The sequence below is a fragment of the Nocardia albiluteola genome, from assembly GCF_018860155.1.
In the GTDB taxonomy this organism is placed as follows: Bacteria; Actinomycetota; Actinomycetes; order Mycobacteriales; family Mycobacteriaceae; genus Nocardia; species Nocardia albiluteola.
In genome coordinates, this window is record NZ_JAHKNI010000011.1 from 298885 (window position 1) to 312603 (window position 13719).

Below are 13719 nucleotides of genomic sequence, written 5' to 3' on the forward strand. Positions count from 1 at the left end.
GCCTCACGAACGAGATGCGCTCGGCGCATTCACCTTCGGGCGATAAGGCCGAGTTCCACCGGGACGGAGAAGTTCTCCGGATACGGCTAGGTTCTGATCATGACGCAAACTCCTCACCTTCCCGGACTGACCCTGGCCGATGCCGATCGGCTGGTGGCCTCCGCGCTGGGGGTCGGCGCCGAGCGCGGCTTCCCGCCGCTGGCGGTGGCCGTCCTGGATGTCAGCGGCGAGGTGATCGCCCTGCGGCGGGCCGACGGCGGCATGCCGATGACCAGCCGGATCGCGGTGGCCAAGGCGCGCACCGCATTGCTGACGCTGCGGCCCTCGGGCCAGATCACGCTGCCGGGCCCGATCACCGACAGCATCCAGCATCTCAACGGCGGCGATTTCATTCCGTATGCCGGTGGCGTGCTGGTCACCGTCGACGGCGTGATTCTCGGCGCGGCCGGCGCCTCCGGCGCGCACGCGATCGAGGACGAGGAGGCGGTGCAGACCGCGGTGGACCGCTGGCGCGAGGAGCGCTGACGCCCAGCCGCGACACGCCAGGGCGCACACCTGCGCGCCGCGCCGCTTCGCGCCCGAGAGATGTTGAGCGCCGCCAACCACACGAACTCTATTGTGTGGGTTGCCTTTTCGCGATGATCGCGCTACACGAAATGATCGGACGTGCGGGGACGACGTGCAACCGGTTGCCTCGGTAAGGTCGCAGCATGCGGCTCACGATTCACCGATCCTGGCGTCGGATCGCCTATGCGGTGCTGGCGCTGCCGGTGTCGTTGTGCCCTATCGATATCCGGGAGCGGGCGGCGCGGTGGGCGCGCGAGACGTCGTTCGAATCCCGCACGCCGGGACGGGGATACGTTGCCGCGCACACCGTACTGGGAGCGGCGCTGGGGCTGCTCGCCTGCTTCCTGATCTTCCTGGCGGTCCTAGCCCTCGTGCGCGGTCTGGCGTACCCGCTGGTGGGCGACAGCGGCCTCGAAAACTCCTGGGGCGGGCCAACTCTCATGGGGGCCTGGGCTGTGCACACCGCGCTCGCGGTGCTCCTGCAGCCGGTGGCTGCGGTGCTGCTCGCGGATGTCGGTGTGCTGCAACTGCGCTTGGCGGATCGGCTGCTCGCCCGCGGCGGGGCATGGTGGCCGGTGCCCGCGGCCGTCGCGCTCGCCGCGGCGGGTGTTGTTCTCTTCGTCGCGTGGTGGCATCAGATCTGAAAGACTGAGGCGCATGTACGACTACGACGTGCTCGTCCTCGGTTCGGGTCCCGGCGGTCAGAAGGCCGCCATCGCCACGGCAAAGCTGGGTAAACGGGCCGCCGTGATCGAGCGGCGGGACATGATCGGCGGGGTGTGCATCAACACCGGCACCATTCCGTCCAAGACCCTGCGCGAGGCGGTGCTCTATCTGACGGGCCTGAGCCAGCGCGAGATGTACGGGCAGAGCTACCGGGTCAAGGAGGACATCACCGTCACCGACCTGCTCTCGCGCGCCCAGCACGTGATCGGCCGCGAGGTCGACGTGATCCGCAACCAGCTCTCCCGCAATCACGTGACGCTGCTGCCGGGCATGGGCTCGTTCCTGGACGAGCACACCGTCGAGGTGATGGACGGCAGCGCCGAGGGCCGGAAGGTGACCGCCGAGAACATCGTGATCGCGACCGGCACGGCGCCCGCCCGGCCGAGCACCGTCGATTTCGACGGCAAGACGATCATCGATTCCGACGGCATCCTGCAACTCGAGCGGGTGCCACAGTCGATGATCGTGATCGGCGCGGGCGTCATCGGCATCGAGTACGCCTCCATGTTCGCCGCGCTGGGCACCAAGGTGACGGTGGTGGAGTCGCGGGAGCGAATGCTGGACTTCTGCGATATCGAGGTGGTCGAGGCGCTCAAGTACCACCTGCGCGATCTCGCGGTGACCTTCCGGTTCGGCGAGACGGTCGCCGCGGTGGAGCGGCATCCCCGCGGGGCCATCGCGATCATGGAGAGCGGCAAGAAGATTCCGGCCGAGGTGGTCATGTACTCCGCGGGCCGCCAGGGCATGACCGAGAGCCTGCGACTCGAGAAGGCCGGGCTGAGCGCGGACAAGCGCGGTCGCGTCTCGGTGGACGACCACTTCCGCACCGAGGTCCCGCACATCTACGCGGTGGGCGACGTGATCGGCTTCCCGGCGCTGGCCGCGACCTCGATGGAGCAGGGGCGCCTGGCCGCGCACCACGCGTGCGGCGAACCGATGCACACCCTGTCCGCACTCCAGCCGATCGGGATCTACACCATCCCGGAGATCAGCTTCATCGGCCGCACCGAGGACGAATTGACCGCGGCGCGTAAGCCTTTCGAGGTCGGCGTGTCCCGCTACCGGGAGCTGGCCCGCGGCCAGATCATCGGCGACTCCTACGGCGTACTCAAGCTGCTGGTGTGCCCGGACAGCCGCGAGCTGCTGGGTGTGCACGTATTCGGCACCGGGGCAACCGAATTGGTGCACATCGGACAGGCCGTGATGGGCTGCGGCGGCACGGTGGACTACCTCGTGGACGCGGTCTTCAACTACCCCACCCTCGCGGAGTCGTACAAGGTCGCCGCACTGGACGCGATGAACAAGATCCGCCAGATCGATCACATGGACTGACCGAGCTGCCGGTGCTCGGCGACCTCGGCCCGCCCTCCCCGGACCACGCCCGGAAGTCACTGCGACACCGTAGGGTCAGGGCAGCGCCTGCGGCACCGAGCGCGGGTTGTAGTAACCCTGCAGCCCGCCGGTGACGCCGCCCACCACCGCCCCGAGCAGGGCCCCGGGGATTGCCCCGACGCCGGAACCCAGCGCGGCGCCGAGCACCCCGGACCCGGTGGCGCCCACAATCGCACCGCCGACGATGCCGTTGTGCACCGGATCATGGTCGAGGGCATCGGGATTCGTCGCCACCTCCAACGGAACGCCCTGAGACGAGGACGAGGCGGCGGCGATCCCACTACTCTGCAGCGCGACGGCCAGCGGCACCGCCCCGATCAGCACGGCACGGCCCACACAGCGAACAACACGATGACTCATGGTGGCACACGATAGCCATGTCCGCCCGTTCCGGCAGCGCGTCCGCCGAGACAGCACTGCCTAATGGGCGCCGTCGGCGAAGCCGTCGATAGACCGCGCATGGCCGGAGCGAATGCGGAGGTACGTCTAACCCGGTGCTTGCACGATGGTGAGCACCGAGCGCTTACGCAGGCTGAAACCCAGAGTCTCGTACAGGCTTATCGCGTTCGTATTCGAGGCGAGCGCGTGCAGGAACGGGATCTCGCCGCGCGCACGGATGCCCGCGCCGACCGCGCGGATCAGGCGGGTCGCGATGCCGCGGCCACGGAATTCCGCGTCGGTGCACACCGCGCTGATCTCGGTCCAGCCGGGCGGATGCATCCGCTCCCCCGCCATCGCCACCAGCCTGCCGTCCACGCGCAGACCGAGATACCTGCCCATCTCGATGGTGCGCGGCGCATAGGGGCCGGGTTCGGTGCGGGCGATCAGCTCGAGAATGTCCGGGACATCCGCCGCGGTGAGCGTGTCGAGACCGGGATCGGGGGCCACGCGCAGCGCGGTGCCGTCCATCTGGACGGAGCCGATTTCGTCGAGCACCGTCCACTCCGGGGGCGGCACATGGCCGCCTCGCAGGCCGGTCGTGCCGCCCGGTCCGAGCACCGTGGCCAGGTCGGCCCAGTCCTGGTGATCCAGTTCCGGCGGATGACCCACGAAACGCGCGACCTGCGGGTCATAGCGGCCGATCCGGCCCATCCAGCTCGCGAACCGGCGGTGCTCGCCGCGCAGCGAGGCTCGTACCGGGTCGTCGAGCGGATGTGGCGCGGCGCCGCCCGGTACCGGATCGGCGATCGACGGGATTCGAGCCGAGGGCTCGGCGGCAACGAACGACTCAGCGGTCAAGGCATACTCCTGGCGCGACAATGTCCGACCACCAGGACGTTAACGAGGAGTCCGGGCATTGGCACCGGTTGCGATCATCGCAATTCTTGTCGATGTTCGAAGGCGATTGCATTTCGGATGGTCGCTGCCGGTGGCATGGTGGTGTGAAGCGAGTTGGTGAGGAGTGTTGGCATGGCGTTGATTTCGGCGGTGGTGTGCCCGCATCCGCCGGGGCTGGTTCCGGCGGTCGCCGGTGACGCCGCCGGTGACTGGGACCGGGTGCGGCGGGCATGTATGGATGCTGTTCGCGGGCTGGATATCCCGGTGTGGGGACCGGAAACGTACCGGGAAGGCCGCGAGAAATTCTTCGAGGAGCGTCTGAAGGCCGCCACGACACCCGAGGTGGTAGTGATCGTCGGTGGTGCCGAGGTGACACGCTCCTATGACCCCTCCGGTGCGTATGCCAGCCTCCGGGCGGCAGGTATGGATTGGGAGTACGGGTGGGAGGGCAGTGGCCCTCCCGAGCCGATGCCACCGACGTTGTCGATCGGCTATTGGCTGCTGTGCACCGCCAAGCCCGCGGGAATCATCGTGACGAAGGATGTTGTTTTACAGTCCGTGGCGTTCGACGCGTCTCCGCAGGAGTGCGCCGATCTCGGCCGGGAGCTGGCCGGGCGGGCGGATCGGGTCGCCATGCTGGTACTCGGTGAGGGATCGGCGATACGTGGCGTGACCACTCGCCCACATCCGGAGTCGCGAGCGGGATATCACGACCGGGAGGTGGCGCGGGCGTTGAGCGAGGCGAACACTGAATGGCTGGCCGGGTTGCGGCCGCAGGCGTCGCGGCCGGTGAACGCGACCGGCCGGGCGGCATGGCAGGTACTCGCCGGCGCGGCCGGCGGGCAGCGGTTCCGCAGCGAAATGCTGCACCGCCCCGGATCCGGCGAGGTGGGGTACTTCGTGGTGAAATGGCTGCGCGACACCATGATTCGATGACCGGTAGCCGGGGCCGGACTCGAGCGCTTGACCAGCGCCCCGGGGAACCCTTAACGTGTGACACGCAGCACACATGTGATCGCTAACATCGCTCCGCCCACCGCCGGGAGGTCCCATGGCCGATGACCACGAAATACCCGGGGCCGCGGTCGAAATCGTCCTCGATCTCGAGCACGATCGCGGGCCGATCGATGGGCGGCTGTTCGGATCGTTCGTCGAGCACATGGGCCGGTGCGTCTACACCGGCATCTACGAGCCCGGCCACCCCACCGCGGACCATGAGGGGTTCCGCGGCGACGTGGCCGAGCTGATCGACGAGTTGGGCATTACCGTAATCCGGTACCCGGGAGGCAATTTCGTTTCCGGATACCGATGGGAGGACGGGATCGGCCCGCGCGATCTGCGGCCCCACCGGCTGGATCCGGCGTGGCGCTCGATCGAGACCAATCAGGTCGGCACGGACGAATTCCTGCGCTGGGCCGCGCGCCGGCGCGTGGAGCCGATGCTCGCGGTCAATCTCGGCACCCGCGGCATCCAGGCCGCGGCCGACCTGGTCGAGTACTGCAACGTCCCGGGCGGCACGCGGTGGTCGGATCTGCGGCGCAGCAACGGATCCGCCGATCCCTACGGGGTGAAGCTGTGGTGCCTGGGCAACGAGATGGACGGGCCGTGGCAGATCGGGCACAAGACCGCCGCGGAGTACGGCGCCCTGGCCGCACAGGCCGGACAGGCGATGAAGCTCGTCGACCCGGGCATCGAACTCGTCGCCTGCGGCAGCTCGCACCACCGGATGCCCACCTTCGGGTACTGGGAGTCGGCCTCGCTCGAAATAGCTTGGGATGTCGTCGATTACGTCTCAATGCACGCCTATTACGAAGAGCTGGACGGCGATCGGCGCAGTTTCCTGGCCTCCGGGTTCGAGATGAGCGAATTCATCGACGACGTCGCGGCCACAATCGACGCCGTGGCCGCCCGCAAACACAGCCGGACCCGGCCCAGGATCTCCTTCGACGAATGGAATGTGTGGTACCAGGCGCGCTTTCCGGGCACCGAGAACCTCGAGATCGATACCAGCGGGCCGCGCATCGAGGACGTCTATGGGACGCTGGACGCGGTGGTCGTCGGCGATCTGCTCATCACCCTGCTCAATCATGCCGATCGAGTCGCCGTCGCCTGTCTGGCGCAGCTGGTGAACGTAATCGCGCCGATCATGACCGAGCCGAACGGAAATGCTTGGCGGCAGGCGATTTTCGCGCCGTTCGCCGCCGTCGCGGGGTCCGCGCGCGGCGTGGGCCTGGTCGCCCGCATCCGCACACCCGAGATCGAGACGAACCAGTACGGCGACGTTCCGGCGGTCGCGGCCGCGGCCACCTATGACGCGCCGGGACGCACGTCGTCGATATTCGTGACCAACCGGGCCGAGCGCCCGGTCGATGCGGTCATCAGCATGCGTGGCGAAATTACTTGGACCACAATCCAATCCACATCGGTGATCATCGCCGACGACAAGGGTCCCCTGGATGCGGCCGCGGCTCGCCATGTGCGCCAACGCCTGCCGGGCACTCGACTGGAGGGATCCACGATCACTCTCACGCTGCCCGCCGAATCATGGTCCGCGGTAATCGTTTCGGCAGCCTGACACGCAGTTCCCAGCGGTGACAGGATCGAATTTATCGAGCCGTTCGATGATGTCGACACGTCCGGACGATGTGGAGAAGGGTGGGGCGGTGACGGAGCCCATGGCCGAGGACGAGCAGGTGCCCGGGTGGTGTGGCTACTTCTCCCCCGAGGAGTATTCGGCGTTCCAGGAAGCGGTTCTGGACGCCAGTTGTTTCGGCGTCGACGACCTCGAGACGGACGGCGGCTCGTCGTGGCACCCGAGCGCAACAGCCTCATCGTCGCCCTGAACGAAAAGCGCGAGGACCCCTGCACCGTGCCGTGGGCGCTGTTCTCCGCGACCAACAGGCGGTACGGCATCGCGGACGGCGACGACCAGGGATCCCGCCGGCTCTTCAAGTTCGGGGAAGACTCACCGTTCCAGGTCCTGCCGTGGCCGGAACCCTGGCTCGCACTGCGCTGAGGGCGCTTACGGTCCGACGGTGCAGCCCGACCGCATCTGCGCGATGTACGGCCGCAGGCCCAGTGCCATATCGGTGCAGGCCGTCAGCAGCACATCGCATTCGACGCGGTCCAGGGGATGTTCGGCAACGACGCGGGCGCCGAGGATCGGGACGGGCTCCGGCCCGCCGGTGCGGTCCCACCAGAGATAGGTGTCGCCCATGCTGTCGGCGAGGCGATGCGAGGCCCAGCCCGAGGCCTCGCGAATGAGGTCGATCCGGCCGAATTCCGCCCCCATCCGATCCAGTACGACCAGCCGGAACAGGTCGCGAGTGGCCGCCTCGCCGGGGTCGGGCACGAAGTGGAACAGGGTGCCGCCGGTGGCCGCGACCGCCGTGGTGGTCTCGCCCCGCACGATGGTGCCCACGGCGCTGCCATCGCCGCGCCGTAGGGCCAGGGTCGTCTCGTCCGCCGGTTCCGCGAGCAGGACGCCCCCGTCGAGGTAGCCGATCCGGTATCGACTGTTCTTGTGCCCCAGCAGAATCGCCCAACGCGCACCCCGCCCCTCACCGCGGGCGGCCACCGCGAGCGGCTCCCCCGGCCCGTCCCGGAACACCATCGTCACTCCACCGGGCGCGTCGCACACCACCCGCCCCTCGAGCATCGTCGAACCATTCCGTCGGGCAGGCATAGCCACGATCGTAGGACTGTGATGCACATCTCACACTGATATCAACTACAGTCCGGCGTTTCTCTTTTACTCAGGCATCGAGCAGGGCGTTGACCGCGGCGGGGGCCAGGACCTGGTCCAGGATCATGGCCGCACAGGCCGCGACGCCACTGGGGGCATCCGCGGCGCCGGGTTCCACGCGCAGCGAGCGGGTGGCCAGGGCCGAGGAGCGCTGGTAGATCACCTCTCGCATGCCCGCCGCGAGGGGCTCGAAGGCATGGGACAGATCGCCTCGCACGATGATGAGGGCGGGGTTGAGCAGGTTCACCGCACCGGCGACGACCTCGCCGATGCGGCGGCCCGCCTCGCGGATCACCCGGGTCGCCTCGGGCTCCCCGGCGCGCGCCAGGTCGACCAGTTCGGGCAGGCCGGAAATCGATTTCCCCTGCGCGGCAAGCTGTTCCAGCAGCGCCCAACCGCCCGCAACGGTTTCCAGGCAGTGCATGTCCCCGCAGCGGCACGGGCGATCCGGGGCGTCGGCGACCTTGATGTGCCCGATCTCCCCGGCCCCGCCCCACGCGCCGCGCAGCAGCCGCCCGCCCGCGACGATTCCGGCGCCGATCCCCGTGGAAGCCTTGAGCAACAACAGATCCCCGACCTGCGGATGCCGGGCGTGCTCGGCGAGGGCCAGCGCGTTCACGTCGCTGTCGACCCGTACCGGAACGCCGAAACGCTCCGAAAAGTATTCGGCCACGGACACATCCCCGAGTCCGGGCCCCGCGCCCATGCTGTGCCCGGTGGCGACGTCGACGGCACTGGGCACGCAGATACCTATGCCGTGCACGACCCGCCCGGGCGTGCGCCGGACATCCGTCATCGGCCCGTCGTCGCCGTCGCCCCGTGACCCCCCATGACGAACCACCGCGTCGTTCGACGCCCGCACGCCAGATGGGTGCGTCTCGTCCACTTCCCCTGTCAGCAACCGGTCCATCTGCTCCGCGGCCTGGATCAGCACCGCCTGCGTCACTCCCCCCGGCGGCACCGCAAACTCCGACTCGGCGAGCACCCGGCCAGCGAGGTCGCAGACGGCGACCTGAGCGCGGCTGGCGCCGATCGAGGCGGCGAGCACCACACCGGATTCCGGATTGAACACCAGGCGGGTCGGCGGGCGGCCGCCGGTGGAACCCCCATCGGCGCGCTCGGCGACCAGGCCCCGGTCGAGCAGCTGCTCGACCCGCAGCGTGACCGCCGTGCGAGACAGGCCGGTCAACCGCCGGATATCCGCGCGGGTGACCACCGCGTGGCCGCGGATCAAACCCAGCACGTCCCCCGCGGACACTCCGGGCGTCGCCATGGGCCGACCGGTCACCGCCGCGCCTCCCTTCGCTCGTCCACGCCGCCTCCTTGTGTCGGCAGGTTACCCGCTGCCAGCGGCCGGCCATGGCCCCACCTCGCCGCGATTCGAGCATCCGCCCAGATCAGGGCCCATCACCGGCTATTAAGTCTTTCTAAAACCAAAGTTTGCTTGCAAATAATCCTAAGGTCCCCTAGCGTTCTGTGTGTTCGATCACAAGCGAGGAGCCCGCGATGCCGGGCGCCTCGAATCCACCGCCGGGGAGATGAATTCCGTGGATACGCATCCCGTCGTCACCGCCGTCACCGCACGCATCGCCGAGCGCAGCGCTGACGGTCGCCGCGCCTATCTCGACCGCATTCGGGCCGCCGGTTCGCGCGGCCCCGCCCGAATGTCACTGGCGTGCAGCAATATCGCGCATGGCTTTGCCGCCTGCAGCCCGGCCGACAAGCTGGCGCTGCGCGGGGAGACGCGGCCCAATATCGCCATCGTCTCCGCCTACAACGACATGCTCTCGGCACATCAGCCGTACTGGGACTATCCGCGGGTGCTGCGCGACGCCATCTCCGGCGCGCGCGGGGTGGCGCAGTTCGCCGGTGGAGTGCCGGCCATGTGCGACGGCATCACCCAGGGCCGCGCGGGCATGGAACTGTCGCTGTTCAGCCGGGATGTGATCGCGATGTCGACCGCGATCGCGCTGTCCCACGACATGTTCGACGGGGCGCTGCTGCTGGGCGTGTGTGACAAGATCGTGCCAGGCCTGGTGATCGGGGCGCTGTCGTTCGGGCATCTGCCGGTGCTGCTGGTGCCCGCCGGGCCGATGCCCTCGGGCCTGCCCAACAAGGACAAGAGCCGGGTGCGCCAACTTCATGCCGAAGGCAAGGCGACGCGCGCCGAACTGCTCGCGGCCGAGTCCGCGAGTTATCACGGCCCGGGCACCTGCACCTTCTATGGCACCGCGAACTCCAATCAGCTGCTGATGGAGGTGATGGGCCTGCACCTGCCCGGCGCCAGCTTCGTCGCGCCGAACACCCCGCTGCGCGAGGCGCTGACCGCGGCCGCGGGGCGCCGCATCGTCGAGCTGACCTCGCTGCGCGGCGGCGCGGCCCCGATCGGAGAGGTGATCGACGAGCACGCCATCGTCAACGGCGTCGTCGCGCTGCTGGCCACCGGCGGCTCCACCAACCACACGATGCACCTGGTGGCGATGGCAGCCGCGGCCGGAATCGACCTGCGCTGGGACGATTTCGCCGAACTGTCGGCGGTCGTGCCCACCCTGACCAAGATCTACCCCAACGGCGCCGCGGACATCAACGCGTTCCAGACCGCCGGGGGCATGCCCCTGCTGATCGGCGAGCTGCTCTCGGCCGGGCTGCTCCACGACGATGTCACCACCGTCGCGGGCCACGGCCTCAGCGTGCACTATCGCTCGGCCCCCGCGCTCGAGGCCGACGGCGAAATCGCCTGGGGTAAGGGTCCATCCGACAGCGGCGACAAGACGGTGCTGCGCTCGGCGGCCGACCCGTTCGCCCCCGACGGCGGCCTGCGCATGCTCGACGGCGCCCTCGGCCGCGCGGTGATCAAGGTGTCCGCGGTGGCGCCGGAACATCGGGTGGTCCGGGCCCCCGCGCGGGTTTTCGACGATCAGGAGGGCTTTCTGACCGCGTTTCGGGACGGCGAGCTGGACCGAGACACGGTGGCGGTGGTGCGGTTCCAAGGACCGCGGGCCAACGGAATGCCCGAACTGCACAAACTGACACCAGCATTGGGAGTGCTGCAGGATCGGGGCCATGCGATCGCCCTCGTCACCGACGGCCGCATGTCCGGCGCATCGGGCAAGGTGCCCACCGCCATCCATCTCACCCCCGAGGCCGCGGCGGACGGCCCGATCGCGCGGATCCAGGACGGCGATCTCATCGAATTGGACGCCGAGACAGGGGAATTGGATATCCTTGTCGCCCCGGAGGAGTTCGCCGCCCGTATACCCGCAACATGCGATACAGCGGCCAGCGGCACCGGCCGGGAGCTGTTCGCGGCCTTGCGCGGATCTGTCGGCCCGGCCGATCGGGGCGCAACCGTCTTCGGCGCGGCCTGATGGGACTACCGTACCCACCGCTCGGGGCCAGGAAACTCCGGCCGCAGGCATACCGATGCGGCGGCCGATTCCCGGCAATGAGCCCGCACAGGAACACCCCGACAACCGAAACGAATCACCGATGACCACGTCTATGCCCACCGCCGACGCACCTTGGCTCGTAGCCGATATCGGCGGTACACATGCCAGGTTCGGCCTGATATCACAGCTCGGCGCCGAACCCACCGACGTGCGGATCCTGCGCTGTGCCGACTACCCGGATCTGGTTGGGGCCGTGGAGGATTACCTCGGGCGGATTCCGGCGACCGTGCGGCCGGTGGCGGCGTGTGTGGCCGTGGCCGGGCCGGTGCGCGGGGATCGGTTCCGGCTCACCAACGCGCATTGGGACTTCTCGATCTCCGAGAGCCGGATGCGGCTGGGGCTGGGGCATCTGGAGCTGATCAACGATTTCACCGCGCTGGCGCTGGCCGTGCCGGAGCTGCCGAGCTCGGCGTTCGTGCGGATCGGCCCGGGCGTGCGGTGGGCGGCGGAGCCGATGGCGGTGATCGGGCCGGGCACGGGCCTGGGCGTGGGTGGGCTGATGCGGGTGCAGCAGCGGTGGGTGCCGATTCCGGGCGAGGGCGGCCACGCGGGACTGCCGGTGGAGAACGAGGCCGAGGCGCAGGTGGCCCGGGTGCTGCGCGAACAGCATGCGGTCGTGGATGCCGAAACGGCGCTGTCCGGCCCCGGCCTGGCGCGGTTGTATCGGGCACTGTGCGTGGTGCACGACGTCACGCCGGAGGTGGCGCGCCCCGAGCAGGTGTGCGCGGCCGGACGGCGGGGCGTGGATCCCGTTGCCCGCGAGGCGCTGTCGATGTTCTGCGGCATGCTGGGCGCGTTCGCCGGAAACGTTGCGCTCACCCTCGGGGCCCGGGGCGGGGTTCTGCTGGGCGGGGGAATCCTGCCCGGCATCGTGGACTTCCTCGCGGACAGTGATTTCCGCGACCGCTTCATCGGAAACCGGGCCGTGCACGGCTATCTCGACCAGGTAGCCACCGAGCTCATCGTTGCCGCGACCCCGGCCCTGCGCGGCGCGGCCGCGGTGCTGGAACGGCGGGTCCCGGTCCCCGAGCCGGTATGACCGCCCCATCACCAATCTCGTTGGACGACACCAACACTCTCTGGAGGCCCGATGAATCCCCTTGATATCGCACCGGTCATCCCGGTCGTCGTGCTCGACGATCCCAGCACCGCGGTCCCGCTGGCCGAAGCACTGCTGGACGGTGGCATCGGAATCATCGAGGTCACCCTGCGCTCCGATGCCGCGCTGCCCGCCATCGAGGCGATCGCGGCCGAGGTGCCCGAGATGCTGGTCGGGGCAGGCACACTCGTCACGCCGGTGCAGATCGAGGCCGCCGTGGCGGCCGGTGCGCGCTTCCTGGTCAGCCCCGGCGCCACCCCCACCCTGCTCGACGCCCTCGCCGACACCGGCCTGCCCTACCTCCCCGGTGTTGCCACGGTCTCGGAAATCCTGACCGTGCTCGAGCGCGGCGTCACCGAGATGAAGTTTTTCCCCGCCGAATCATCCGGCGGCGCATCGGCCTTGAAGGCATTCGGGGGGCCGCTGCCCCAGGTCCGCTTCTGCCCCACCGGCGGCATCACCCCCGCCACCGCGCCCGGCTACCTCGCCCTGCCGAATGTCGGCTGCGTGGGCGGATCGTGGCTGACGCCCGCGGAGGCCGTGCGCACCGGAGATTGGGGCCGAATCAGCGATCTCGCCCGAGCCGCCGCGGCTCTGCGGATCGACTGACCGGCAGGGCCACGGGGACACAGGCCACGCCGATCCAGATCAGGCCGACGCGGGCCACGCGGAAGGGCGGCGCCCGTCCGCGCCGCCCCGCATCCCCGGCCTCGCCCGCGGATCAGCTCAGCACGCCGTCCATGCACATGCCGGACGAGCGCCAGCTCGGGCCCGGCCGGACGCCGGAATCGAAGTCCCACAGGGAGATCGGTCCCACCGAACGCCAGTATAGGAACAGGCCGGTCGAGTCGGTGACCGCGGTGAAGATGTCCCCACTGCCCTGGATCAGCTGATCGCCGACGCAGTAGTCGTTGTACTGGGTGCCGGGCTGCCACGCGCCCGCGCTGAAGTTGCCCTCCGGGTTTCCGGTGGCGCCCGGATTGGGCACCGTGCTGTGGTGGTTGGTGGCGCCGTCCTTGGTCCAGTAGGCGACACCGAAGAGATCCTTGTGGCAGGTGAAGGCCCACCCACCGGCATACACCCGCAGGCCCTGCCGGTACGTGCTGCCCGCCCACAGGCAGGGCACCCCGGGGGCGTCCGCCCGGGCCGCGGGCGCCCCGACGGCAATGCCCGCGACCATGAGCACGGCCGCCAGCATCGGGATCACCGCCCCCATCGCCGTCCGGTATCTCTTGGCCGATCCATCGACTCTGCTGCTCATCACTGCACTGCGCTCTTTCCAGGGCTCGAAGCTCCGGCGAGACAACCCGCCATCATCGCCGGAGGTCATTTCACTCTGGCTCAATGTACCGTTATTTAGCGGCACATCAACGAGCGACTTCTTCGAGCTGGGAATCCGGCTTGCCATCAGCGGGAATACGACCGATGGACGTGCTAGCGACGAGATCTCGATAATCACCGCC

Annotated in this window: 15 protein-coding genes; 10 read left to right on the forward strand and 5 right to left on the reverse strand. The window is 69.1% G+C overall.

Going from position 1 to position 13719, the window contains the following annotated elements; genetic code table 11:
- Positions 1–99 precede the first annotated feature (99 nt).
- The 3 genes from KO481_RS29830 to sthA all read left to right on the forward strand — a co-directional run bounded on the left by KO481_RS29830 (position 100) and on the right by sthA (position 2625).
- Complete coding sequence (locus KO481_RS29830; protein ID WP_215921686.1) at positions 100–525, forward strand: GlcG/HbpS family heme-binding protein; 426 nt, start codon at positions 100–102, stop codon at positions 523–525.
- A 185-nt stretch (positions 526–710) separates the two neighbouring features.
- On the forward strand, positions 711–1211 hold the full coding sequence (locus KO481_RS29835) for a hypothetical protein (protein WP_215921688.1): 501 nt from the start codon (positions 711–713) through the stop codon (positions 1209–1211).
- 13 nt (positions 1212–1224) lie between these two features.
- On the forward strand, positions 1225–2625 hold the full coding sequence (gene sthA, locus KO481_RS29840; protein ID WP_215921690.1) for a Si-specific NAD(P)(+) transhydrogenase: 1401 nt from the start codon (positions 1225–1227) through the stop codon (positions 2623–2625).
- A 75-nt stretch (positions 2626–2700) separates the two neighbouring features.
- Here the strand turns inward: sthA and KO481_RS29845 are convergent, their stop codons facing one another.
- Positions 2701–3045: a hypothetical protein gene (locus KO481_RS29845; protein ID WP_215921692.1), complete on the reverse strand. Its 345-nt coding sequence runs from the start codon at positions 3043–3045 to the stop codon at positions 2701–2703.
- A 126-nt stretch (positions 3046–3171) separates the two neighbouring features.
- A complete protein-coding gene (locus KO481_RS29850; protein ID WP_215921728.1) occupies positions 3172–3873 on the reverse strand; it encodes a GNAT family N-acetyltransferase in 702 nt (233 codons plus the stop codon).
- A gap of 222 nt (positions 3874–4095) precedes the next feature.
- Between KO481_RS29850 and KO481_RS29855 the strand changes: the two genes are divergently transcribed.
- The 4 genes from KO481_RS29855 to KO481_RS29870 all read left to right on the forward strand — a co-directional run bounded on the left by KO481_RS29855 (position 4096) and on the right by KO481_RS29870 (position 6979).
- Positions 4096–4899 (forward strand): class III extradiol ring-cleavage dioxygenase family protein, encoded by an 804-nt coding sequence (locus KO481_RS29855; RefSeq protein ID WP_215921696.1) that lies wholly within the window; start codon positions 4096–4098, stop codon positions 4897–4899.
- Between the two features lie 115 nt (positions 4900–5014).
- Positions 5015–6538, forward strand: a complete 1524-nt coding sequence (gene arfA, locus KO481_RS29860) for an arabinosylfuranosidase ArfA (protein WP_215921697.1) — start codon at positions 5015–5017, stop codon at positions 6536–6538.
- 46 nt (positions 6539–6584) lie between these two features.
- The gene (locus KO481_RS29865; protein WP_215921698.1) at positions 6585–6806 is read left to right on the forward strand and encodes a hypothetical protein; all 222 of its coding nucleotides are present in this window, start codon (positions 6585–6587) and stop codon (positions 6804–6806) included.
- Entirely contained in the window at positions 6770–6979 is a 210-nt protein-coding gene (locus KO481_RS29870; protein WP_215921700.1) for a hypothetical protein, read from the forward strand. Before KO481_RS29865 ends, KO481_RS29870 begins: the two co-directional genes overlap by 37 nt.
- 6 nt (positions 6980–6985) lie before the next feature.
- Here KO481_RS29870 and KO481_RS29875 read toward each other — a convergent pair whose 3' ends face one another.
- Both KO481_RS29875 and KO481_RS29880 read right to left on the reverse strand, forming a co-directional pair.
- On the reverse strand, positions 6986–7648 hold the full coding sequence (locus tag KO481_RS29875; protein WP_215921702.1) for a hypothetical protein: 663 nt from the start codon (positions 7646–7648) through the stop codon (positions 6986–6988).
- A gap of 70 nt (positions 7649–7718) precedes the next feature.
- Positions 7719–8996, reverse strand: a complete 1278-nt coding sequence (locus KO481_RS29880; RefSeq protein WP_308166812.1) for an ROK family transcriptional regulator — start codon at positions 8994–8996, stop codon at positions 7719–7721.
- Between the two features lie 250 nt (positions 8997–9246).
- On the opposite strand from KO481_RS29880, the gene edd reads away from it, so the two are divergent.
- The 3 genes from edd to eda all read left to right on the forward strand — a co-directional run bounded on the left by edd (position 9247) and on the right by eda (position 12865).
- Entirely contained in the window at positions 9247–11076 is a 1830-nt protein-coding gene (edd, locus tag KO481_RS29885; protein WP_215921732.1) for a phosphogluconate dehydratase, read from the forward strand.
- 121 nt (positions 11077–11197) lie between these two features.
- Positions 11198–12196 carry a glucokinase gene (gene glk / locus KO481_RS29890; protein WP_215921704.1) on the forward strand — a complete coding sequence of 333 codons (999 nt, stop codon included), beginning with the start codon at positions 11198–11200 and terminating at the stop codon, positions 12194–12196.
- Between the two features lie 51 nt (positions 12197–12247).
- Positions 12248–12865, forward strand: a complete 618-nt coding sequence (gene eda, locus KO481_RS29895) for a bifunctional 4-hydroxy-2-oxoglutarate aldolase/2-dehydro-3-deoxy-phosphogluconate aldolase (protein ID WP_215921706.1) — start codon at positions 12248–12250, stop codon at positions 12863–12865.
- A 112-nt stretch (positions 12866–12977) separates the two neighbouring features.
- Here eda and KO481_RS29900 read toward each other — a convergent pair whose 3' ends face one another.
- Entirely contained in the window at positions 12978–13517 is a 540-nt protein-coding gene (locus KO481_RS29900) for a hypothetical protein (RefSeq protein WP_215921707.1), read from the reverse strand.
- Between the last annotated feature and the right edge of the window lie 202 nt (positions 13518–13719).